Here is a 21776-nt window from a genome sequence, read left to right as displayed (position 1 = left end):
GTCAGCATGATCCGGTCCTTTCTCACATCGGCGGCGTCAGGCCGTCACGGCCGACGCTGACGCGGTTGGTCTCGAACGAGCCGTCCGGCAGTTGCTTCATGAAGGCGATGACCTTGGCGCCGGCCTTGAGGTCGGATTTGTCGCCGGGCACGAAGGTCACCACCGGCGTGTTGTCGGCGACGAACACCTTCTTCTCGCCGTCCTTGTACTTGACCAGCAGCGTATGGCCGTCATTGCCGACCACGCTCTCCGACACCGTGGCGTTGGTCATGCTCGAATTCGGCTTGAGGTCATAGGGCCGCGAGCCCTCGCCGGTGCCGCGCATGCTCTCCGGAAACACGTGGACCTCGACCGCATTCTGGCCGCCGTCCGGTCCGGGCACCGTGGTGGCGCCGACGAAGGAGCCGACCTTGATGTCGGCGAGTGAAATTTTGGTAATCCCCGATACGTTCACGTCGGGAGCGATGCGCAGCTTGACGTCCTCGCCGCTGCGCGACTTGACCTGCATCGTGTCACCATTGACGCTTTCGATCGTGCCGCGCACGCGCGTCGGCACCGGTGCCCTCTGCGCGTAGGCATAGAGGGTGGAAGCGGCCACCATCGCGACGGCGATCAGCGGACGTGTGAAAGTTGCACGTTGAACAGACATGACGGTCTCCGATTGTCCCCACGGATGGAGAACTCCGGACGACGCGCGCTATTCTCTCAAGTCTTTGTGAGATCGGCCTCGACCAGCGCCCGCAGCTCGGCCGTGACCTCCGGCCGCCGGCCGAACCACAGCTCGAAGCCGCGCACCGCCTGGTGCAGCAGCATGCCGAGCCCGTCTGCCGTCTTCAGGCCGCGCGCCGTTGCGGCGGCGAGCAGCGGCGTCACCAGCGGCACATAGACGAGGTCGGCGACCACCGCCGCCTGCGGCAGGCGCGCGACATCAACATCGAGTGAGGGCTGGCCGTGCATGCCGAGCGAGGTCGTGTTCACGAGAAGTTTTGCGCGCGGCAGCACGTCGTCGATCCCGTCCCACGTCACGGGATGCACGTTCGGCCCGAACTGTCTTGCCAGCGTCTCGGCCCGCGCGATGGTGCGATTGGCCAGATGGATGCGCTTGATCCCACGCTCGAGCAGACCGAACACGACCGCCCGCGAGGAGCCGCCGGCGCCGAGCACCAGCGCCTCCTCGGCGGCATCCCAGCCGGGCGCGCTGGCGTCGAGATTGCCGATGAAACCTTCGACGTCGGTGTTGGTCGAGCGCAGCTCGCCCTCGGCAAACCACAGCGTGTTCGCCGCGCCGACGGCCTTGGCGCGGGCATCGGGCGCCGACAGCGCCAGCACGCCCTCCTTGTGCGGGATCGTGACGTTGGCCCCGACGAAGCCGCGCAGCGACAGCCGCAGCACGAAATCCCTGAGATCCTCGGGCGGAACCGCTTCGATGACATAGCCGCCGGCAATGCCGAGCGTGCGCAGCCAGTAATGATGGATCAGCGGCGAGCGCGAATGCGCGGCCGGCCATCCGATCAGACAGGCTGCAGGAGCTTTGGGCGCGGTCATCTTTTCCTCGGGTCGTATTCCCGAGGCGATCCATTTCGCGTCCCGTGGGGCCTGTCAAGCGTGCGGACGTCGCTAGTCCGCCGCTGCCTCCTCGCCCGCAGAGCCCTTGATGTCGGCAATCGCGCGATCGAGGCTCTGGCGATAGCGCGCCCGCGGCGGCGTCACGCCATGGGTGAGCAGCGCGCGGCGGACCGCGGGCGAGGCGCCGGTGATGAACAGCCGGATGCCCTGGCGGTGCGCCTTGGCGGCGACGCGGCCCAGCACGTTGGCCGCCGTCGAATCCAGGAACGGCACCGCGGCGAAATCGACCACGAAGGCCTTGCGCTTGTCGGCGACCTCGTCGAGCACGCCTCCGATGGCGGAGGCCGCGCCGAAGAAGAACGCGCCCGTGATGCGATAGACCAGCACGTCGCGATCGACCGCAAGCGCAGGATCGTAGCGAACGCGCTCGCCGTTGCCGTCGTCGGGACGATCGCCGGCGACCAGAGGCGAGCGTTCCTCGATGCCCGTCATCTCCGCCATGCGATGGATGAACAGCACGGCGCCGAGCGCAAAGCCGACCAGGATGCCTTCGGTCAGATCACGGAAGATCGTCAGCAGGAAGGTCGCAAGCAGCACGACGGCGTCGCCCCACGACGAACGCAGGAGCGTGGCGAATTCGTGCTTCTCCGCCATGGTCCAGGCCACCACGACCAGCACCGAGGCGAGCGCGGCCAGCGGAATGTAGCTTGCGAGCGGCGCCGCGATCAGCATGAACAGCAGCAGGAACACGGAGTGCAGCATGCCTGCCAACGGCCCGCGCGCGCCGGCGCGGATGTTGGTCGCGGTTCGCGCGATCAGGCCGGTGACGCAGATGCCGCCGAACAGCGCCGAGCCGATATTGGCGGCGCCTTGCGCCACCAGCTCGCAATTGGAGCGGTGACGGCGCCCGGTCATGCCGTCGGCCACCACCGCCGACAGCAGCGATTCGATGGCGGCCAGCAGCGCGAATGAGATCGCATCCGGTAGCACGGCGGTCGCCTTCGCAACCGAGAACGCCGGCAGCACCGGCGAGGGCAATTCGCGCGGAATGCCGCCGAAGCGCGACCCGATGGTTTCCACCGGCAGCGACAGCACGGCACACGCAACGGCGGCGAGCACGACCGCGATCAGGATGCCGGGCCAGGACGGCCGCCAGATCCGCAAGGCCGCGATGATGGCGATGCTGATGATTGCGACCGCCACGGCGGATGGATTGATGGTGTTGAGACCGCCGGCGAGCGCGACCAGCTTTGGAACGAACTCGCTGGGCTCTTTCCCCGCAAGCGAGATGCCGCCGAGATCGCGGAGCTGGCTGGCGAAGATGATCACGGCGATGCCAGCGGTGAATCCGACCGTCACCGGATAGGGAATGAACTTGATGTAGGTGCCGACCCGGAGCAGGCCCGCGGCGATCAGGAATACGCCCGCCATCAGGGTGGCGAGGATGACGCCATCGACGCCGTGACGTTCCGCGGTCGCCGCGACCAATACGATGAAGGCGCCGGCGGGTCCGCCGATCTGGAACCGGCTGCCGCCGAGCAGCGAGGCGATGAAGCCGCCGACGACGGCCGTGTAGAGACCGCGGTCCGGCGTCACGCCCGAGGCGATCGCGATCGCCATCGACAGCGGTAGCGCCACGATCGCAACCGTCAGGCCCGCGAAGACGTCGGCGCGGAAGTCCGCGACGCCGTAGCCTTCACGCCAGACGGTGACGAGCTTTGGCAGATACAGTTCGGCAAAGGTCGGCTGACGCAGCTGGTGCAGCCGGCTTGCGTGATCGCTTGTGATGCTCATGCTCCGCTGCCCCACAATGCTCCACTGCATCGTGCGGCCGCGATTCGGACGCGACGGTGCGTTGGTTCAGTCTGCTCCGGACATGACCCGCAAGATCACGCCCCCACCCGACGCGGCGGCCCGGGCTCCTTCAGGCGGACGCCACGCCCGCCGCTGTCGCTGCGGACCTGCTCGCCGATCAGCTCGACACCGGCCCGGTCGAACGCCTCGACCACCTTGATCAGGGTCTCGACCACGCCACGCACATTGCCGGTGCTGGCCTCCATCCGCTGGATGGTCGGCAGCGAAACGCCGGCGAGCTCGGCCAGGGTTTTCTGGTCAATGCCCAGCAGCGCGCGGGCTGCCCGCATCTGGAACGACGTGATCACCTTGGCCTCACTTACCAGAACTTATAAATGATATCTGAGACGTGTACAATGATGTAAAATAAATCATCGGTGGGCAAGCGCAAGGGGGCTTGCGCCTATCGCCTCCGTCATCGCGAGGAGCTCTTGCGACGAAGCAATCCAGGCTCCCTGCGCAGAGACAGTCTGGATTGCTTCGCTACGCCCGCAATGACGAGTGGAGAGAGGGCGCGGCCTGAATGAAGCGCCGCACCCGTGGGGACAGCCCTCACCCCAACCCTCCCCCCGTAAGGACGGGGAGAGGGTGTGAGAGAAGTGCGGTCCCTGACTAAGCCAGCTTGATCAAGCCGCGTGTTGATGCGCGGCGATGATCTGATCGGCGGCGCGGCCCGTGACTTCGGCCATGTGGTCGAACTGGCGGGTGAAGCTGCCGGCGCCGGCAGTGGCCGAGCGCAGCTCCACGATCAGTTCGCCGATCTCGGCTTCCGGCATCATGGCGCGAACGCAGTCCCAGCCGCCCCAGCCGTCACGCGTGTCGAAGCCGAGGATCTGGCCTCGCCGCGCCGACAGGATCGCGTTGATCTTGGCGGTGGCGTCGGTCGGACAGACGATCTCGACCACGTGGATCGGCTCCAGCAGCACTGACTGACAATGCGGCAGGCCCTCGTTGAGTCCGATCCGCGCGGCCGTGCGGAAGGCGAGATCGGAAGAGTCGACGCTGTGATAGGAGCCGTCGGTCAGCGTCACCTGCAAATCGGTGACGGGGAAACCGAGCGGACCTCGCGTCAATCCGTCGACGACGCCTTCTTCCACCGCGCCGATGTAGTTGCGCGGCACGGCGCCACCAACGACCTTCTCGGCGAACTTGAAGCCCTCGCCGCGCGGCAAGGGCCTGATGTCGAGCACGACGTCGCCGAACTGGCCGTGGCCGCCGGACTGCTTCTTGTGGCGGCCGCGCTGGACGATCGGCTTGCGGATGGTCTCCTGATAGCCGATGGCGGGTGGATGCGATGTGATCTTGACGCCGAAGCGGTCGCGCAACCGCTCGCCTGCGACGCGCAAGTGCATCTCGCCCTGTCCCCACAGCACGGTGTCGTGGGTCTGGGCGTTCATCACGATGACGAGCGACGGATCCTCCTCGTGCAGCCGCGTCAGCGCCTGGCCGAGCTTGACGTCGTCCTTGCGGTCGGTGGCCGCAACCGAGATCGCGAGCACCGGTGGCGTCGGCTCCGAGACCGCGAGCGCCGCAGGCGGGGTCTTGCCGCTCGAGACCGTGTCGCCGGTCTTGACCGGATCGAGCTTGGCGAGCGCCACCGTGTCGCCGGCTTCGGCAGCGGCACGCTTGGTGTCGTAGGCGCCGTTGACGGCGAGGATGCCGGAGATGCGGCCCGCTCCTCCGGAAGCGGATTGCAGCGTGGCGCCGTCGTCGAGATGGCCGGCGAGCAGCCGCGTCAATGACAGTTTGCCGCCATGCTGCGAATGCAGCGTCTTGAACACGAAGCCGAGCGCGTCCCTGGTCTCGGGAACGCCGAGACGTTTTGCGGTCTCCGCTATTCCCGGCGCCTCGTGACGCAGCGCCTTCATCAGGCGCAGCACGCCGTTTTCGCGCGCGGCTGCCCCTAACAGCACAGGGCAGATCACCCCTTCGCGCAATTCGCGGGCGAGATCGTCGAACACGGCATCACGCGGCGGCTGGATGTCTTCGAGCAGCTGCTCCATCAGTGCGTCGTCGTGATCGGCGAGCTTCTCCAGCATCGAGAAGCGGGCTTCCTTCTCGCGATCGAGATTGCCGCCTTCGAGCGCGACCACCTCGGAGGCCTTGTGCTCACGATAAATGAAGGCGCGTTCCAGCGCGAGATCGACGAAGCCCTCGATCAGCTCGTCCTTCCAGATCGGGATCTGGCGCAGCACCAGCGGCACGCGGGAGGCGGGCTGCAGCATTGCGAGCGACTCGCGGATGCGCTGGCTCGCGCGGTCGATCTTGTTGAGGAACAGGAAACGCGGGATCTTCAGCTCCTCCAGCTCGCGCAGGATGATCTGAAGCTGCGGCAGCTTCTTCTCGTCGGCCTCGCAGACCACGATCGCGGCATCGACCGCGGGCAGCGCGGCGCGCATGTCGTGGGCAAACTCGACGGAACCGGGACAATCGAGGAAAGTGTAGCTGTCGCCCATGAAACTCGTGGTGGCGGCAGTGAGCCCGACGGTCATCTTGTGATGACGGGCCTCGGGCGCAGCGTCGCCGACGGAAGTTCCGGCGTCGACACTGCCGGCACGCGGGATTGCGCCCGTTCGCGCCAGTATTGCTTCGAGAAGTGTGGTTTTACCGCTTTGGAAAGGGCCCACCAGCGCGATGCACCGTGGACCTCGGGGACTTCTGACGTCTTGTCCCATTCGCCGCCTCCTTGGTGTGGAGCTCGGCCCATGATTGGGTCGGCAATCGCGGATGCTCTGCCCGTCCCCGAGATTTGGCAAGCATCAAACGTCGCTGCGGTGCGTCGTCGATTAGTCCAAGTCTTAACAGTGGTGCTCCACCTCTTCCCGCTGGGAAGAGGTGGAGCAGCACCACCCGCCCGGCGCGCGATCAACGGCCCGGACGAAGTTCCAGGCTCTCGAGGCCGGCGGCAATGTTGAGGCCAACCTGGCCCTGCACGCTGAGCGGCTGGAGCGCGATCGAATTGTTGGAGCCGCCGACCAGCACGTTACCCCCCAAGCCGACACCGACCGAGGCGCTGCCCTGCGCACCGGCATAATTGCCGGAGAGGTCGCCGGGGCCGAGCCGGTCGACCGGCGCGAACACGCCCCACGCCAAAGCCGTCTCCTGGGTGATGCCGATGTCGAGACCGACTTTGCGGATGGTTGCGACGTAACGATCGTCGGGCAAACCGTCGGCGCGCAGCACGCAGCCGAGATGGGTCACCGATCCCACGATGAAGCCGACGCTGGCGCCGCCGCGGCATTCGAGCACGCCGACCCGCGCCATCCGCTGCTGCGCACTGCCGCTCACGCTGGAGGCAACGAGGCTGGCGGCGGCGAGCCCGGCGAAGATGAACGAACGGCGCATGAAATTTCTCCGGCGATGAAGTGATGCGAGCAGAGAAGGCGCACTGCACGCTGCGCGATGGTCTATGCCACAAGTGCGTTGTGGGTGCCAGATCGCAGGCGGTTAGAATCGAGCTTGTGGAGAGAGCCCCTCACCCCACCCTCTCAGGGCGAGCTTTGCTCGTCCCGCCCCCGTGAGAACGGGGCGAGGGAGTGAGAGAGCGGCGCGCCCCTCGCTCAAAGCCAATCAAACTTCAATCGCGCGTGGCGGGCGTCCTAACCTCTCCCCGCTCTTCAGCGGGGAGAGGTCGGATCACATCGCAGATGTGATCCGGGTGAGGGGCATGGCAAAATGTCGGCCAGATCAATCGTCCATCCAACTCCACTTATCGAACACGCATAAAAAAGGCCCGCACGAAGCGGGCCTTTTCAATTCTCGTTGCGACGGTCTCAGCGCAGATTACCGCAGAAGCGCTGGATACGTTTGCAGGCATCTTCGAGGTCCGAGGTCTTGGTCGCGTAGGAGATGCGGAACGCCGGGCCGAGGCCGAAGGCCGAACCCTGCACCACCGCGACGCCTTCGGTCTCAAGGAGCTCGGTGACGAAAGTCTCGTCATTGTCGATCACCTTGCCCGACGGCGCGGTCTTGCCGATCGTGCCGGCGCAGGACGGATAGACGTAGAAGGCGCCCTCGGGACGCGGGCATTCGATGCCCTTGGCCTGGTTGAGCATTGAGACGACGAGGTCGCGCCGCTCCTTGAACACCTTGTTGTTGGCGGGGATGAAGTCCTGCGGACCGTTCAGAGCTTCCACCGCGGCCCATTGCGCGATCGAGGACGGGTTCGAGGTCGACTGCGACTGGATGGTCGACATCGCCTTGATCAGCTGCGCGGGACCGCCGGCATAGCCGATGCGCCAGCCGGTCATGCAATAGGCCTTCGACACGCCGTTCACGGTGAGTGTGCGGTCGTAGAGTTTCGGCTCGACCTGCGCGACCGTGGTGAACTGGAAGTCGTCATAGACGAGATGCTCGTACATGTCGTCGGTCATCACCCACACATGGGGATGCTTCACCAGCACGTCGGTGAGCGCCTTCAGTTCCGAACGCGTGTAGGCGGCTCCCGTCGGGTTCGACGGCGAGCACAGGATCACCCATTTCGTCTTCGGCGTGATCGCGCGCTCGAGCGCCTCGGCCTGGAGCTTGAAGCCGGTCGCGGCGGTGCAGACCACCGGCACCGGCTCGCCGCCGGCGAGTGCCACCATCTCAGGATAGCTGACCCAGTACGGCGCGGGAATGATCACCTCGTCGCCCGGATTGATGGTCGCCATCAGCGCGTTGTACAGCACCTGCTTGCCGCCGGTGCCGACGATGATCTGGTTCGGCTTGTAGGCAACGCCGTTCTCGCGCTGGAATTTCGCGATGATCGCGTCCTTCAGCTCGGGAATGCCGTCGACCGCGGTGTACTTGGTCTTGCCGGCCTCGATGGCGCGGATCGCGGCCAGCTTGATGTTGGCGGGCGTGTCGAAGTCGGGCTCGCCGGCACCGAGGCCGATGACGTTGCGGCCCGCCGCTTTCAGCGCGCGTGCTTTATCCGTGACCGCGATGGTCGCGGACGGCTTCACACGGTCGAGCGCAGCGGCAAGGAAGGACATCGTCATCTCCTGACAAGCGTCGAAAAGCCCTGGGCCTCACGACTCTGATTGTGGGAATGAGATACCCTAAAACGTGTGCCGCTGCGCCGCAAGAAACTTCGGCCCGATCTCGGAAAAACTTACGGATCTGGAGTGGTTCAAGCAACGATTCCAAGCAATTTTCCGCAACTTTACCGCGCGAATCGCTCATATCCCGGAAAGCTTGTCCTCGGAGCAATTTTGCGTGTTGCGCGCTCAAGCTCCGTCATGGCCGGGCATAGCCGCCCGAAGGACGGCGTCGCTCTCCGCTCGCCTGTGTCCCGGCCATCCACGCCTCACCGCGGCACGACGAACGTGGATGCCCGGGGACAAGCCCGGGCATGACGGCACACTGGATTGCACTGGATTGATGACAGCGCTCTTCCCCAATCGCTCGCCCTGCGCACGATCGCGCGAGCCAAGCGCTCGCATGCTGACGCAAGCGTGATCTGATTTGCATCGTCGCGCGGAAATGATCTTTCGCGGCGTTGCAGTGCGGTAGGGATTTCGAGTTTTTCTATTGGCCGGCCCTTGCGGCGGATTCGCATCGGCATCATTGTTTAGCCGCCTCGCGCGGCAACGAGCGACGCGCGTCCCCGTCTTCCGGAATCATTCTCAGAATGTACAAGCTCTATTCGATGCAACGCTCGGGCAACAGCTACAAGGTCCGCCTTGCGCTGGCGCTGCTCAACGTGCCTTACGAAGCGATCGAGGTGGACATTCTGCGCGGCGAGAGCCGCACGCCGGACTTTCTGTCCAAGAACCCGTCGGGACAGGTGCCGCTGCTCGAGGTCGGAGACGACCGCTTTCTCGCGGAGTCCAACGCCATCCTCTGGTACGTCGCCGTCGGCACGCCACTCGCGCCGGAGAACCGCATCGACCGCGCCGAGGCGCTGCAATGGATGTTCTTCGAGCAGCACGCGCTGGAGCCGAACATCGGCGCCGCCTATTTCTGGCTATCATTGGTCAAGGGCGGCCGCGACCTCCAGACCCATTCGCTGGAGGACTGGATGGAGCGCGGCTATGGCGCGCTCCAGGTGATGGAGAACCACCTCAAGACCAACGCCTATTTCGCCGCGCGCCAGCTCACGGTCGCCGACATCGCATTGTACGGCTACACCCACCTCGCCGACCGCTGCGACTTCGACCTCCAGGCCTTCCCGGCGATCCGCGACTGGCTGAAGCGGGTGGAAGCGGCGCCAGGCTTCGTGTCGATGGACTGGCGGCCGGCCGACGTCGACGACCCCGCCAGCATTGCCGCCGGCGCCTGAGCGCGCGCTCTGGCGAATAGCGGGTACAAGGGCAACATTCGCCGCAATCCCGCCATTTTCCGCGCGATAGCCGCCGCAATATTGCCGGTTGAAACTGGGAAATTGTGGAAAGTCGCGGGTGATTCGCTCGCGCGTTGAAGGATTTAGACCATGATACGGGCGTCCGGCACGGCAGGCTTTCAGGGCCATCCCGCTACCGTCGCGTCTTCCCGGCTGACCAACGCGGTCGCGGCCTCGCTCGCCGTCGCCGCGCTCTCGCTGTGCCTGATCGTCACCCTGACGGTGCTGTCGACCAAGGCGACCATGGCGATGGGCCTGCCGGTCTGATTCCCGTTTCATCCTGGTCCAGCCTTCAAGGCGCCGTGTGCCCCGCGCCTTCAGGCATCGCGACAGGACGTCGATGAAATCACCCGTGGTAGTCGTTGCAATCACACTGACTGCGGCCATTTTGGTCGCGGCGTCGCTGTTGATTGTCGTCACGCGCAAGGGCCCGGGGATTTCGACGCTGAATGCGCCGGCGCTGCAACAGCCCCTCAAGCACGCCCACTTGGTCTAAAATCATCCGAAAACCTGAAGCTTGCACGCAAGCGGGCCTTAAACACACCGCGGGAAAACGTATCGCGGTGGCGCAACGATCAGTCAGTGTTGCGACGTTACCTCGTTCGGGAGGAGCGAGACGGGTCCATGCGGTTCGGATGGCGTGCGATCTCCGGTCCGGTGCTGACGGCAGCAACCCTGCTGCCGGCGATGCTTTTCGATCGCTTTCTCCCCACTACCTCGCCCGTTCCGCTGCTCGTCGGCATCGTGGCGCTCGCCGGCGCACTGTCGGGTCTCGCCTCCGCGATCACCAGCGCGGCCGTCGCGGTGATCGGTGCGGCGCTGCTCCTCCTCGGCCGCCACGGCGTTTCCGGCTTGACCATCACCGATCTGGTCCAACTCGGCCTGCTGGCGATCACGGCTGCCGCCACCGCCGGCATCACCGGCCTGATGCGCGAGCGGCTGCTCGGCACGGTCGCGGCCGAGCGCCGGAGCCACGCCACGGCGGCACGGCTGTCGGCCGCGCTCGACCAGGTCGATATCGGCATCGTGCTGCTCGATACCGAGACGCGGGCCGAGTTCATCAACCGCGCGTTTCGCGATTATTTCGCGGTGCCGGACGAGATCGCCGACGGCAAGCCGCCCTTCATCGCCCTGATGTATCATGGCCGCGACACCGGCGCGTTCGAGCTGCCCGAAGACGAGCTCGGCACCTTCATCGCGCAGCGCATGGAGATGGTGCGCATCGGCGATGCCACGCCGATCAACATCGCCTTGCGCACCGGCGAGGTGTTGCGCTTCGTCTGCGCCGCGCTGCCCGACGGCGGACGCATGCTGAGCTACACGCCGGTGACCGACCTCGTCCGCCACACCGACGCGCCCTCACGCGCCGACTACTACCGCTCGCTGCGCGATCCCACGGGCCGCAGGCTGATCCGGCATCTGCGCGCCGCGGAGTGATGCGACTGGCGATTGATCGGCACGCCCGTCATCACGTATGAAGGACGTCCCATCGATCGCAGGAATTCCACATGTCGCTCACCATTCGCGCCGTCACCAGGCAGGACTACGATCAATGGCTGCCGCTGTGGGACGGCTATAACGCCTTCTACGGCCGCTCCGGCCCGACCGCGCTGGCGGGCGAGATCACTGCAATGACGTGGCAGCGTTTCTTCGATGCCTATGAACCGGTGCATGGGTTGGTCGCCGAGAGCGACGGCAAGCTGCTCGGCATGACGAACTACCTGTTTCATCGCAGCACCACCGCGATCGAGCCGTCCTGCTATTTGCAGGACCTGTTCACGCTGGAAGCCGCGCGCGGCAAGGGCGTCGCCTCGGCGCTGATCCACGGCGTGTATGAGCGGGCGAAACTGGCGGGATCGCCACGCGTCTATTGGCAGACGCACGAGACCAATCTCATGGCACAGCGCCTGTACGACAAGGTCGCGGAGCGTTCCGGCTTCATCGTCTATCGCAAGCTGTTCTGATCCCCGCCCGCACCCTGTGGATAACTCCGCCTGTCACCCGCCCGTAACATAGCGGGGCTACGCTGCATTTGCGTCTGATCAGGCCCCCCGTCACCGATCAAGCGCCCCAAGCGGTCCCCGTCAGTCGCCGCGTCTGACAGGGGCCGCATTTTTTTGTCCGCCTTGTCAGCATGGCAGCAGCGCGGCGCGCGCCTTGCTGCTGCGGCGCACGATGGTCACAATGAGTGGCTGCTCTCTCTGACAGGATCTCCCATGGAAATTCGCAATCTCGGCGCCTCCGGCCTTCGCGTGTCCGCGGTCGGGCTCGGCTGCAACAATTTCGGCCAGCGCACGGATCTGGAGACCTCGCGCAAGGTGATCCATCGCGCGCTCGACCTCGGCATCACGCTGTTCGACACGGCCGACATCTATTCGAACATGGGCGGCTCGGAAAACGTGCTCGGCGCCGTGCTGGGCGACCGCCGCAAGGACATCGTGCTGGCGACGAAATATTCCAAGCCGATGGCGGAGGACGGAACCAAGCAGGGCGCCTCGCGCCGCTACATCATGGACGCCGTCGAAGCGAGCCTGAAGCGGCTGAAGACCGATTACATCGATCTCTATCAGCAGCACGACTATGACCCGCTGACGCCGATCGAGGAGAGCCTGCGCGCGCTCGACGATCTCGTCCGCCAGGGCAAGGTCCGCTACATCGGCAATTCCAACTTCCCGGCCTGGCGCGTCGCTGAAGCCGAGTACGTCGCGCGCGCGATGAATGTCAGCCGCTTCGTGTCGTGCCAGGACGAATACAGCCTCCTGGTGCGGGACATCGAAAAGGACCTGCTGCCGGCAGCGCAGGAGTACAAGCTCGGCCTTCTGCCGTTCTTCCCGCTCGCCAGCGGACTCCTGACCGGCAAGTACCGGAAGGGCGAGGCCGCGCCCGACGACACCCGCTTCGGCAAGGTGGAGCGGCTGCGCGACCGCTACGTCACACCGCGCAACGAGGACATCGTCGAGAAGCTCCAGGCCTTCGCCAAGGCCCGTGGCCACAGCATGCTAGAGCTCGCTTTCTCCTGGCTCGCCGCCCGCCCGCAGGTGTCCAGCGTGATCGCCGGCGCCACCCGCGTCGAGCAGATCGAGCAGAACGTCAAGGCGATCGCCTGGAAGCTCAGCGCGGATGAGATGGCGGAGATCGACAAGATCACGCTGGGCTGACGTTCGAGGCGCGGCGCTACTTCGCGACGGTCTGAATCACCTCAAAGCCTTCGAACTGGGGATGGCCGAGATAGAGCGGCTTGTTGTCGCCTGCCTTGTGGTGCGCGGCCCGAAACGCTTCGGACTTGGTCCAGGCGTCGAACGCGGCATGGTTTGCCCACACGGTGTGCGAGGCAAAGAGCGTGTGGTCCTCGAGCTCGGGGCCGCGCAGCAGATGGAATTCGACGAAGCCCGGCACCTTGTCCAGATGCGTATCGCGGCTGAGCCAGACCTGCTCGAAGGCGGCCTCGGAGCCCTTGGCGACACGGAAGCGGTTCATGGCGATGTACATGGGGATGGTTCTCCTGATGCTGCACCATTATCTCGTCATTCCGGGATGCGCCGCAAGGCGCAGGCCCGGAATGACGGCGCGTGGGGTTAGACGACCAATCCCTTCATCGGCCGTACTCCCGCACTATCCGGGAACACCGTCTCGGCCAGCACGCGATCGGACAGGCCGAACTGGCCCTGCAGCACGCCCTTGATCACGGAGCGAAGATCGGTGGTCGGCTTGAGATCGCGAGCTTCATACAAGTTCGCGAGCTTGAGGCCCGGCCAGTCGGAGATGACCCGGCCGCCTTTCACGGCGCCGCCGGCGAGCAGCGCGATCGTGCCGGTGCCGTGATCGGTGCCGTCGGTGCCATTGATGCGCGCGGTGCGGCCGAATTCAGTGGCGACGATGACGACGGTGTCGCGCCAGCGCTCCCCCAAACCGCTTTGGAATTCGGCGAGTGCGCCATCGAGCCCGCCGAGCAGGAAGGCGAGACGACCGACCGGGCCGCCTTCATTGGCATGCGTGTCCCAGCCGTCGAAGGCGAGCGCGGCGATGCGCGGGCCATCGTCGGCCGCCATCAGCTTCGCAGCGCCGCGCGCGACCTGGCGCATCTGCACCATCGCATTGCCGGGTTTTGGCTTCATGTCGTCACCGCTCGCGACCTTGTCGAGCTGAAGGCCTTGCGACAAGGCCATCGCCAGCGCGGGATCGCGATGACGGTAGAGATCGACGAGGCGCATCGCGGTGTCGTCATCCGCCTGCGGCAGCGCCACCGGCGCCCAGCCGACGGTCGGCGCGCTTCCGCGCAGCACCAGCGGCGTGGTAGGCCCGACCGCAAGAGCGCTCGATACGCGCTCGCCGCGCGGCAGCGCTTCCAGCGCGCGATTGAGCCAACCGGACTGCACGCGGCCAGGCCCGGCATAACCGCTCTCCAGCACGTCCTGGCCGTCGAAATGCGAGCGGTCGCGATAGGGGGTCGCCACCGCATGGATCACCGCAGCGTGCTTGTCGCGATACATCCGCGCGAATTCCGGCATCGCCGGATGCAGCGCGAAGAAGGAGTCCAGCATGATCGCGGGATGCGCGCCGTCCGCGGCCAGCGCGATCGAGCCGTGCAGGCCGGCATAGTCAGGGTCGCCGATCGGCGCGACGGTCGAGAGACCGTCGAGCGCGCCGCGCAGGATCACCACGAGCAGCCGGGGATCGCGCCCATCGGCGGCGCGTGCGAATTTCGGCAGGTAAGCCCAGGCCGCGAAGGAGGCGCCGCCGAGCAGCAGGCCGCGGCGCGAGGTGAGGAGCCGGTTCTCGACGCAGTCGACCATCATCATCTCCTCTGCATTTCCGGCGACATCAAGAGCAGCGCCAGCGCCTGCTGGCGCGACTCCGCGCGCTCGATGGTCCGGCGCGTTTCGATCGAGGCCGCATCCGCCGCCGCGAATTCCAGCAGATCCAGCGGATCGATGTTGGGCCCGAGCCGTGCGCCCATTTGCGCGGCGATATCGAGCCTGAGCTTCATGCCCTCGGGCGCGGCCCATGCGGCGCTGGTATCGGGGAAACCATTGGGGCCGGCCGGCGACCACAGCGGCTGTCCAAGCAGATTGAGATTGTTCAGATAGGCGCCGGGATCTTCCGGGACGCGCGCGAGCAGCCGGCCGCTCGCGACGAGGAAATCGTAAGGGCTGCGCATCTTGGTCAGCGGCGCCGTCCACGCCTCGTCGGAATCGACCAGCCCCGCGGCAAGCGCCTTGAGGTCGCCGTCGGTCTTGACGAAGAGTTCGCGCAGCCGCGCCACCAGGCCCGGCGGCGGATCGTCGGCAACGAAGTGGCGAACGAACTTGGTCGCGATGAAGTTCGCGGTCGACGGATGGCGCGCGATGTCGGCGAGCGCGGCCTCGCCTTGCGCGAGACCCGTCGCCTCGTAGCTCTTGCCGAGCAGCATCTGCGCGCCGGGCTGGTGCGCATTGGTGTTGAACACGAAGGAGCCTGGTGTGCCGAGCTGCCCCTGCCGTCCGGCAAAGGTCCAGCCGGTGATGATGCGCGCGAGCGAGGTGACGTCCTCCTGCGTATAGCCGCCACCGACGCCGAGCGTATGCAGCTCCATGATCTCGCGCGCGAGATTCTCATTGAGCCCGCGCTTGCGATTCTGGCCTGCGCGCGAATCCGGCCCCAGCGATTGCTGGTTGTCGAGGAAGAACAGCATCGCCGGATGCTGCTCGACCGCTTTCAGCATGTCGGCGAAGCGCCCGAGCACGTGCGGCCTGATCGCCTCGCGCTCGAACACGCCGGCCCAGATCCGCGCCAGCTCGCCCTTCGTCGCGGAAATGCAGAAATGGTTGGACCAGAACGCGACGAGACGCTCGGTGAAGCCGCAGGTGGCCAGCGTCGCGCGCTGCAGGCGCGCCAGCGCTTCGGTACGGAAGGTCTTTTGAATCACGTTGAGCGGCTGCGGGGCCGGCTTTGCCGCATTGTCCGCCGGCTTGGTCTCCGTCATCTGGCCGGCGACCTCCGTTGCTGCCGCATTCAGCGAGAGATTGCGGCGGAGCCCGGGCTTCTGTTCGGTCGGCGCAGGCGACGGCGTCTCGGCGGGCGCGGCGGCCTTCGCCGCTTCGCGCGCCTGCCTGACCTGATCCTGATAGGCGAAGACGGCCTGCCCGAGTTGCTGCGTCGATTGCAGACCGGGCGCCTCCAGCAGCACCCCGCTCGCACGGACCAGCTCTGCCTTCACGAAACCGCGCGGATCGGAGGCTGCGTTGATGAGATCTCCGGACGCGCCGCCGCGCGCGCCGAAGCCAAAACGGTTGAGCGCGACGAGCGCGGCTTGCGAATCGCGGGCCATCGATTTGTCCTTCGCGTGCCGGGAGCCGCTTTCGGAGTCCGCGCGCGACGCCTAATATACCGCAACGACCGATGAACCCGACATGAAAATCACGGCGAAGCTTCGACGCAAATCATGACAAATCCGAAAGAATCCCCGCCGCCGGAACCGCGCCGCCTCGCCTGCGCGCGCTGCGGCACCGAATTCGGCTGCGACCTCTCGGGCACCTGCTGGTGCGCGGAGGAAACCGCGAAGCTGCCGATGCCGGTCGAAGGCGAGGATTGTTTATGCCGGGAGTGTTTGCGCAAGGCAGCGGCGGGAGCGAGCGCGGCGGCTCGTTAACCGCGAGAGGATCACCGCACCCTCCCTGTCGTCCCTGGAACGCAGGGACCCATAACCACAGGGAGAGGTTTGGCGAAGACTGGTCGTCCGGTACATCGACCATCCGCGCTCGAATAGATCACGCGGTATGGATCCCCGCGTTCGCGGGGACGACGTCGGAGAGACGGTACCTTACACCTCATGCCCCGGCGATTTCCGCGCCATGCCGTCGAACGCATCGAGCAGTGTCTCGCGCCAGGCATAAATGGGATCGTCCGCCTCGAGCAGCTTGAACGGGCTCACCACGCGCGCCCACTGGAAACCGCCGAACACGATGTAGTCGGCGTAGTTCGGCGCGGCGCCGCCGAGATAGGGCTGCTTCTTCAACGTCTGCCGCATCACTTCCAGCGACTTGCGGAAGGCGACCACGCCGATGTCGCGGCTCGCCATGACCTCTTCCAGGCTCTTGCCGCCAAAGCGCGCCTCGCGCGACTTTCGGAAATAGGCAGCGTCGACCTCGGCGAGATTCTTCGGGATGTCGGCAACGATCAGCGGAAAGATGCCACCGACCACGGCGATGTCGCCGAAGGCGTTGATCATGCGCGCCATGGCGCGGCCGCCCTCGCCGCCGAACAGCGACGGACGGTCCGGGAAATTGTCCTCGAGATAGGTCGCGATCGTCCAGGAGTCGACGACGGGCTTGTCATCGTGCAACAGCACCGGAACCTTCTCCGACCCGTGCGGCGCGAGCGCGCTCTTCTCGGTGAAGCGCCAGGGCAGCGATTCCGCCGCGAGGCCCTTGTGCGCCAGCGCCATCCGTGTGCGCCAGCAATACGGGCTGAAGGGACGCGAGGCGTCGGTGCCGACGAGTTCGAAGAGGAAGAGTCTGAGTGACATGGCTGATCCAGCTGCTGTGATTGGCGATCAGAGTAGCCGTCATGCCGACGAGCGCAAGCAAGCCGTCTTGCCGCCGGTGTCGGGGTGTGACCGGCGACTGGCTGCCTCGCCCGTGCCGGATTTGGCCACGGCTTGTTGAGCCGGCACCGGATTGGACCTAAGCTTGGGCATGTCCAAGATCCGATACAGGAGGCGTTGCAATGACCAGGACCATTCAACGGCGCGATTTTCTCTTGGGCTCGGCGGCACTGGCCGGAGCTGCGGCCGCCAACGCTTTCACCTGCGTCGAGATCGCGAGCGCTGCCCCGATTGCCGTTCCGATCGTCGACAAGCTCTCGATCCGCGTGCTGGTGGATTCGAGTTTCGACCTGTTCTTCCGTCCCAAGCAGATCAACGGGGTCTCCATCACTCCGGCTGCACGCGGCGGTGATTTCCGCAAATCGCTGCACAATGAATGGGGCCTGTCGCTTTGGCTGGAATCCGAGGGCGGCGGCAATCAGCGCACGCTGATGCTCGACTACGGCTACACGCCCGACGTGCTGCTCAACAACATGGCGTTGATCGGCGTCGATCCGGCCAAGCTCAACGCGCTGATCGTGAGCCACGGCCATTACGATCATTTCGGTGGCTTGAACGGCTTCCTCGACAAGTTCCGCGACAGGCTGCCCGCCGACCTCAAGCTCTATGCGGGCGGCGAGGACAATTTCTGCCATCGCGTCACCCCGACGCCGACGCAGGGGCAATTCGCCGATTTCGGCACCCTCGACCGCCGGCAGCTTGCGGCGCAGAAAGTCACGACCGTGCTGTGCGAAACGCCGACCGTGATTGCGGATCATGCCTTCACCACCGGCAAGATCACCCGGCGCAGCGGCGAACGCGTACTGCCGAACACGCTCGTCGAGTTCGGCATCAAGGACGGGCTGGGCTGCAATGTCGGCCACTATTTGCCCGCGGAAATGGAGGGCAAGATCGTGCCGGACGAGCACATTCACGAGCACGCCACCTGCTTCAACGTGCGGGATCTCGGTCTCGTCGTGATCTCGTCCTGCGGCCATGTCGGCATCGTCAATTCGGTAAAGCAGGCGCAGGAAGTGTCGGGCGTCCAGAAGGTGCACGCCGTCGTCGGCGGCTTCCATCTCGGCCCGGCGCCCAGGAACTACCTCACGCAGGTCGTGAGCGAGATCAAGGCGCTCAATCCCGACGTCGTGGTGCCCATGCATTGCAGCGGGCTCAACTTCGCACAGGAAGCCAATGCCCAGATGGAGGGCAAGGTGGTGGTGACGACGACAGGCAGCCGTCTCACCTTCGGGCTGTGATGCGGCTCGCCAGCGCCTGGCTGTACGTGATGCTGACGCTCGCCTGCGCGGCAGCGGCGCAGGCGCGCTCGGCCGCCGAGACGATGGACATCCTGATGTGGAATCGGGAGCCGGTCGGCGGACCGTTCCAGTTGATCGACCAGACCGGCAAGCCGCGCAGCGAGGGCGACTTCCGCGGGCGGCTGATGCTGGTCTATTTCGGCTTCACCTATTGCCCCGACGTCTGTCCGACCGACCTGATGGCGATCGGACAGGCGCTCGAGCAACTCGGACCGGACGCAGAGGCCGTGCAGCCCGTCTTCATCACGCTCGACCCCGAGCGCGACACGGCCGAGCATCTTGCCGAATATGTGCCGCTGTTTCATCCGCGGCTGCTCGGGCTCACCGGCAGCCCCGAAGCGATCGGAGCAGCGGCAGAGGCCTACAAGGTCTATTTTGCCAGGATTCCGATCGGCAAGGGGGCCAACGACTACACGGTCGACCACACGTCCTTCATTTATCTCATGGACCGCGACGGAAAATATCTCGGCTTCTTTCCCCCGGGCACCTCGGCCGAGCGCATGGTCGAGATCATCCGGCCACGGCTTGCGGTGCCTTCGCGATAGCACTCCGGCGAGAGCCGTCGAAAGCGACGCGCTCACCGCCCGTTGGCGCGCAAGAACCTTTCGCCACCTTCCGTCACCGCGATGACGAGGCCAAGGCCTGCAATGGTCTCGCGCGCGACGTAGCCGCGATCGGCGGCGTCTTCCCAGATGGTGAGGCGCGGGCACGAGGTCTTCCAGGTCGCGATCACCTCGGCATAGGCGCGCGGCTCGCGCGCGACCCATTCGACGAAGTCCAGCACCAGCGGATCGGCGTTACTGCTCATTGCAAACCTCCCTTGTCGAAGGCGGCCAGCACCGGTGTGCGAACCATCAGCCAGCCGCCATAGGCGATGTAGTAGCAGGCAATCGTGGTGATCAGCTTGTTCGACCAGGCCACGAACTGCTGGTCGGTCATGGCTTCGAGGATGCGCCGCGCCAGCGTGGTGCCGAGCATCGAGGCAAGGATGGCGACGCCGGCGAGCACGGGATCGAGGCTCGCCGCCTGGTCGATGATGCCGCCGAAATAGACCAGCTTGGTGAAATGGCTGACGAGCTGGCACATCGCCTTGGTCGCGACCTTCTCGCGCCGGCCGAAATCGCCGCCGAGGAAGAAGGTGTCGAGCAGCGGGCCGGACACACCGGTCATCAGCATCAAGCCCATGCAGATCGTGCCATAGACGGTGCCCTGCCAGAGACGGTCGGGGTCCGGCTTGATGGTCGACGGTAACAGCCGCGCCATGAACGGCGTAATGCCGAGCAGCAGCAGGGCCATCGGCTTGTCCGGCACGTAGCGCGTGATCGACCAGGCCGCGAGCGCGACGGCAGCGCCGACCATATAGTTCGCGACCGGCCGCCAGCGGATATGCCCCCGCCAGAGAAACGCGCGCCAGCCGTTCGAGGCCATCTGCGTGATCGCATGCAGCACCATCGCGGTCGGCAGCGGCATCAGTGCCAAGAGCACGCCGATCAGGATCAGCCCGCCCGCCATGCCGAACAGTCCCGACAGGAACGCGGTGGCGACCATCAGCAATCCGAGGGCAGCGATCATGATGGGCGTCACGTGGGGAATCTCCGGTGGTGGGGCCGTTGAGCAGGGCACGCAGGCTGCTTCACTCCCTCGCCCCGTTCCTACGGGGAGAGGGGGGTGAGGGACCGCTTCCGCAGTCACGATGGCAGCTGCCCCGCGGAGACTCCCCCTCATCCGCGCGCTTTGCGCGTCGGCCTCTCCCCGCAAGCGGGGAGCGGCGAAGGGAACGTGCCTCGCTTGCCCCTTCCGCGCAAACTGAGTTATCTTGGCCTGGCATCAGTTTTCCTGAGGGTCTTGCATAAGGGTCCTGCCTTTGCGGCGTCTGCTGTTTCTCAACGGCATCAAGGCATTCGAGGCGGCGGCGCGGACCGGCAGCTTTGCCGCCGCCGGGCTCGAGCTCAGCGTGTCAGCGGCCGCCGTCAGCCGCATGGTGCATCTGCTGGAAGAGCGCCTCGGCGTCGCGCTGTTCGAGCGCAAGGCCAATCGCCTGGTGCTGACGCAGGCCGGCCGCGCCTATCAGAGCGGGCTGACGCCGATCTTCGACGCGCTCGCCAGCCTCACCGCGCAGGTGACGGCGCCGGCAAGCGTCCGCGTGCTCACGATCGGCGTCGGCCACACCTTTGCGATGCGCTGGCTGATCCCGCGCCTGTCGGAGTTTCGCAGCGAAGAGCCCGACATCGAGGTGCGCTTCACCACCGGCGGCGCGTCGGTACCGTTCGGCGAGGACTGGAGCTGCGGCATCAAGCTCGGCACCGGCGACTGGCCTGGTCTCGTCGCCGAGCCCCTGTTCGCCGGCGATCTCACGCCCGTCTGCGTGCCCCGCCTCGCGAGCGGCCTGAAGCGCCCGGCCGACCTGAAGGGACCGAGCCTGATCCGCGTCGAACATTCGCCGGAGGACTGGCCGATCTGGCTGAAAGCCGCGAACCTCACCCGCATCAATCCGCGCGGGCCGGAGTTCCAGTTTTACGGCCAGGCGCTGCAGGCCGCCGCCGACGGGCTCGGCATCGCCATGGGCATCCGCCCCTATATCGACGACGATCTCGCCGCCGGCCGGCTGGTCGCCCCGTTCGACCTCTCGGTGCCCAAGGGCATGCGCTGGTACCTGCTCTATCGCAGCTTTCAAACCGAGCACCGCGACTTTGCCGCGTTCCGCCGCTGGATCATGCGCGCGGCCTCGGAACCCGCCGCCCGCCCGGTCAAGCGGACGGGCCGTGTCGCCGCGCGGAACTGACGCCCGAGGCAAAAAAGCCTGCCGCTTGTGAACGGCTTCACATTCCGGAATCCGCAAACGTGGTCCCCTGACCCTCCGAAAAGAAACGTGGGACCGACAAGAATGACGACCCTCTACGACGGCTTTGACATTGAATCCTTCGAGGCTGGCAAAGGCCTCTGGCACGCCCGCATCCGCCGCGCCGATCTCAGCCCCGTCGCCATCGACGGCGTGCTGTTTCCGGCGATGGAAGTCGGTTTCGCCTGGCCCGATCAGAACGCCGCGATCGCCGACGCCAAGCACCACATCGACCGCTTCCGCCGGCGGGCCGACAGCGACGACGAATAAGCGAGCCGGACGGCAAGCGAACCAGGGCAACAGCATAAAGGG

The 21776-nt window shown here is 65.9% G+C and carries 24 protein-coding genes; 11 read left to right on the top strand and 13 right to left on the bottom strand.

The annotated features are described in order from the left end of the window. Positions 1-22 precede the first annotated feature (22 nt). The 7 genes from CIT37_RS07850 to CIT37_RS07820 all read right to left on the bottom strand — a co-directional run bounded on the left by CIT37_RS07850 (position 23) and on the right by CIT37_RS07820 (position 8396). Positions 23-649 (bottom strand): hypothetical protein, encoded by a 627-nt coding sequence (locus CIT37_RS07850; RefSeq protein WP_018318290.1) that lies wholly within the window; start codon positions 647-649, stop codon positions 23-25. A gap of 56 nt (positions 650-705) precedes the next feature. Further along, positions 706-1545, bottom strand: coding sequence for a shikimate dehydrogenase (locus tag CIT37_RS07845; RefSeq protein ID WP_038947438.1), 840 nt, complete (start codon positions 1543-1545; stop codon positions 706-708). 72 nt (positions 1546-1617) lie between these two features. Beyond that, a complete protein-coding gene (locus CIT37_RS07840) occupies positions 1618-3360 on the bottom strand; it encodes a SulP family inorganic anion transporter (protein ID WP_038947439.1) in 1743 nt (580 codons plus the stop codon). A gap of 95 nt (positions 3361-3455) precedes the next feature. After that, positions 3456-3728 (bottom strand): helix-turn-helix domain-containing protein, encoded by a 273-nt coding sequence (locus CIT37_RS07835; protein ID WP_026201995.1) that lies wholly within the window; start codon positions 3726-3728, stop codon positions 3456-3458. A 318-nt stretch (positions 3729-4046) separates the two neighbouring features. Beyond that, a complete protein-coding gene (locus CIT37_RS07830; protein ID WP_095424835.1) occupies positions 4047-6095 on the bottom strand; it encodes an elongation factor G in 2049 nt (682 codons plus the stop codon). Positions 6096-6285: 190 nt separating this feature from the next. Further along, on the bottom strand, positions 6286-6765 hold the full coding sequence (locus CIT37_RS07825; RefSeq protein WP_028140527.1) for a DUF992 domain-containing protein: 480 nt from the start codon (positions 6763-6765) through the stop codon (positions 6286-6288). 428 nt (positions 6766-7193) lie between these two features. Next, positions 7194-8396, bottom strand: coding sequence for a pyridoxal phosphate-dependent aminotransferase (locus CIT37_RS07820; RefSeq protein WP_026201996.1), 1203 nt, complete (start codon positions 8394-8396; stop codon positions 7194-7196). Positions 8397-9034: 638 nt separating this feature from the next. Between CIT37_RS07820 and CIT37_RS07815 the strand changes: the two genes are divergently transcribed. The 6 genes from CIT37_RS07815 to CIT37_RS07790 all read left to right on the top strand — a co-directional run bounded on the left by CIT37_RS07815 (position 9035) and on the right by CIT37_RS07790 (position 12903). Then, positions 9035-9685, top strand: coding sequence for a glutathione S-transferase family protein (locus CIT37_RS07815; protein ID WP_028140528.1), 651 nt, complete (start codon positions 9035-9037; stop codon positions 9683-9685). A gap of 150 nt (positions 9686-9835) precedes the next feature. Beyond that, on the top strand, positions 9836-10012 hold the full coding sequence (locus tag CIT37_RS07810) for a hypothetical protein (RefSeq protein ID WP_018318299.1): 177 nt from the start codon (positions 9836-9838) through the stop codon (positions 10010-10012). A gap of 73 nt (positions 10013-10085) precedes the next feature. Continuing rightward, positions 10086-10241 (top strand): hypothetical protein, encoded by a 156-nt coding sequence (locus tag CIT37_RS07805; protein ID WP_092255007.1) that lies wholly within the window; start codon positions 10086-10088, stop codon positions 10239-10241. 128 nt (positions 10242-10369) lie between these two features. Beyond that, positions 10370-11182: a PAS-domain containing protein gene (locus tag CIT37_RS07800; RefSeq protein ID WP_095424834.1), complete on the top strand. Its 813-nt coding sequence runs from the start codon at positions 10370-10372 to the stop codon at positions 11180-11182. 71 nt (positions 11183-11253) lie between these two features. Beyond that, entirely contained in the window at positions 11254-11709 is a 456-nt protein-coding gene (locus tag CIT37_RS07795; RefSeq protein ID WP_095424833.1) for a GNAT family N-acetyltransferase, read from the top strand. Positions 11710-11961: 252 nt separating this feature from the next. Next, positions 11962-12903 (top strand): aldo/keto reductase, encoded by a 942-nt coding sequence (locus CIT37_RS07790; RefSeq protein WP_028140531.1) that lies wholly within the window; start codon positions 11962-11964, stop codon positions 12901-12903. A 16-nt stretch (positions 12904-12919) separates the two neighbouring features. Here CIT37_RS07790 and hmuQ read toward each other — a convergent pair whose 3' ends face one another. The 3 genes from hmuQ to CIT37_RS07775 form a co-directional block, all read right to left on the bottom strand. Continuing rightward, positions 12920-13234: a heme-degrading protein HmuQ gene (gene hmuQ / locus CIT37_RS07785; protein WP_095424832.1), complete on the bottom strand. Its 315-nt coding sequence runs from the start codon at positions 13232-13234 to the stop codon at positions 12920-12922. A gap of 86 nt (positions 13235-13320) precedes the next feature. Then, on the bottom strand, positions 13321-14538 hold the full coding sequence (locus tag CIT37_RS07780) for a DUF1501 domain-containing protein (protein WP_161966349.1): 1218 nt from the start codon (positions 14536-14538) through the stop codon (positions 13321-13323). Between the two features lie 2 nt (positions 14539-14540). After that, the gene (locus tag CIT37_RS07775) at positions 14541-16052 is read right to left on the bottom strand and encodes a DUF1800 domain-containing protein (protein WP_095424830.1); all 1512 of its coding nucleotides are present in this window, start codon (positions 16050-16052) and stop codon (positions 14541-14543) included. Between the two features lie 114 nt (positions 16053-16166). Between CIT37_RS07775 and CIT37_RS07770 the strand changes: the two genes are divergently transcribed. Further along, positions 16167-16373 carry a cysteine-rich CWC family protein gene (locus tag CIT37_RS07770; protein ID WP_038971126.1) on the top strand — a complete coding sequence of 69 codons (207 nt, stop codon included), beginning with the start codon at positions 16167-16169 and terminating at the stop codon, positions 16371-16373. 171 nt (positions 16374-16544) lie between these two features. On the opposite strand, the gene CIT37_RS07765 is transcribed toward CIT37_RS07770, so the two are convergent. Beyond that, a complete protein-coding gene (locus CIT37_RS07765) occupies positions 16545-17249 on the bottom strand; it encodes a glutathione S-transferase family protein (RefSeq protein ID WP_095424829.1) in 705 nt (234 codons plus the stop codon). Positions 17250-17449: 200 nt separating this feature from the next. On the opposite strand from CIT37_RS07765, the gene CIT37_RS07760 reads away from it, so the two are divergent. Together CIT37_RS07760 and CIT37_RS07755 are read left to right on the top strand one after the other, a co-directional pair. Continuing rightward, a complete protein-coding gene (locus CIT37_RS07760) occupies positions 17450-18565 on the top strand; it encodes an MBL fold metallo-hydrolase (protein WP_095424828.1) in 1116 nt (371 codons plus the stop codon). A 29-nt stretch (positions 18566-18594) separates the two neighbouring features. Next, complete coding sequence (locus CIT37_RS07755; protein WP_244611395.1) at positions 18595-19170, top strand: SCO family protein; 576 nt, start codon at positions 18595-18597, stop codon at positions 19168-19170. Positions 19171-19202: 32 nt separating this feature from the next. Here CIT37_RS07755 and CIT37_RS07750 read toward each other — a convergent pair whose 3' ends face one another. Together CIT37_RS07750 and CIT37_RS07745 are read right to left on the bottom strand one after the other, a co-directional pair. After that, complete coding sequence (locus tag CIT37_RS07750) at positions 19203-19433, bottom strand: hypothetical protein (RefSeq protein WP_038947450.1); 231 nt, start codon at positions 19431-19433, stop codon at positions 19203-19205. Continuing rightward, the gene (locus CIT37_RS07745) at positions 19430-20209 is read right to left on the bottom strand and encodes a sulfite exporter TauE/SafE family protein (RefSeq protein WP_095424826.1); all 780 of its coding nucleotides are present in this window, start codon (positions 20207-20209) and stop codon (positions 19430-19432) included. Before CIT37_RS07745 ends, CIT37_RS07750 begins: the two co-directional genes overlap by 4 nt. Before the next feature lie 280 nt (positions 20210-20489). Here CIT37_RS07745 and CIT37_RS07740 point away from each other — a divergent pair, with 280 nt between their 5' ends. Beyond that, entirely contained in the window at positions 20490-21407 is a 918-nt protein-coding gene (locus CIT37_RS07740; RefSeq protein ID WP_028140186.1) for a LysR substrate-binding domain-containing protein, read from the top strand. 102 nt (positions 21408-21509) lie between these two features. Then, a complete protein-coding gene (locus CIT37_RS07735) occupies positions 21510-21734 on the top strand; it encodes a hypothetical protein (RefSeq protein ID WP_018318312.1) in 225 nt (74 codons plus the stop codon). Positions 21735-21776: the final 42 nt, after the last annotated feature.

This window comes from Bradyrhizobium ottawaense, from assembly GCF_002278135.3.
Lineage (GTDB): Bacteria > Pseudomonadota > Alphaproteobacteria > Rhizobiales > Xanthobacteraceae > Bradyrhizobium > Bradyrhizobium ottawaense.
Note: the sequence above shows the minus strand (reverse complement) of the source record. Positions and strands in the feature narration are given on the sequence as shown.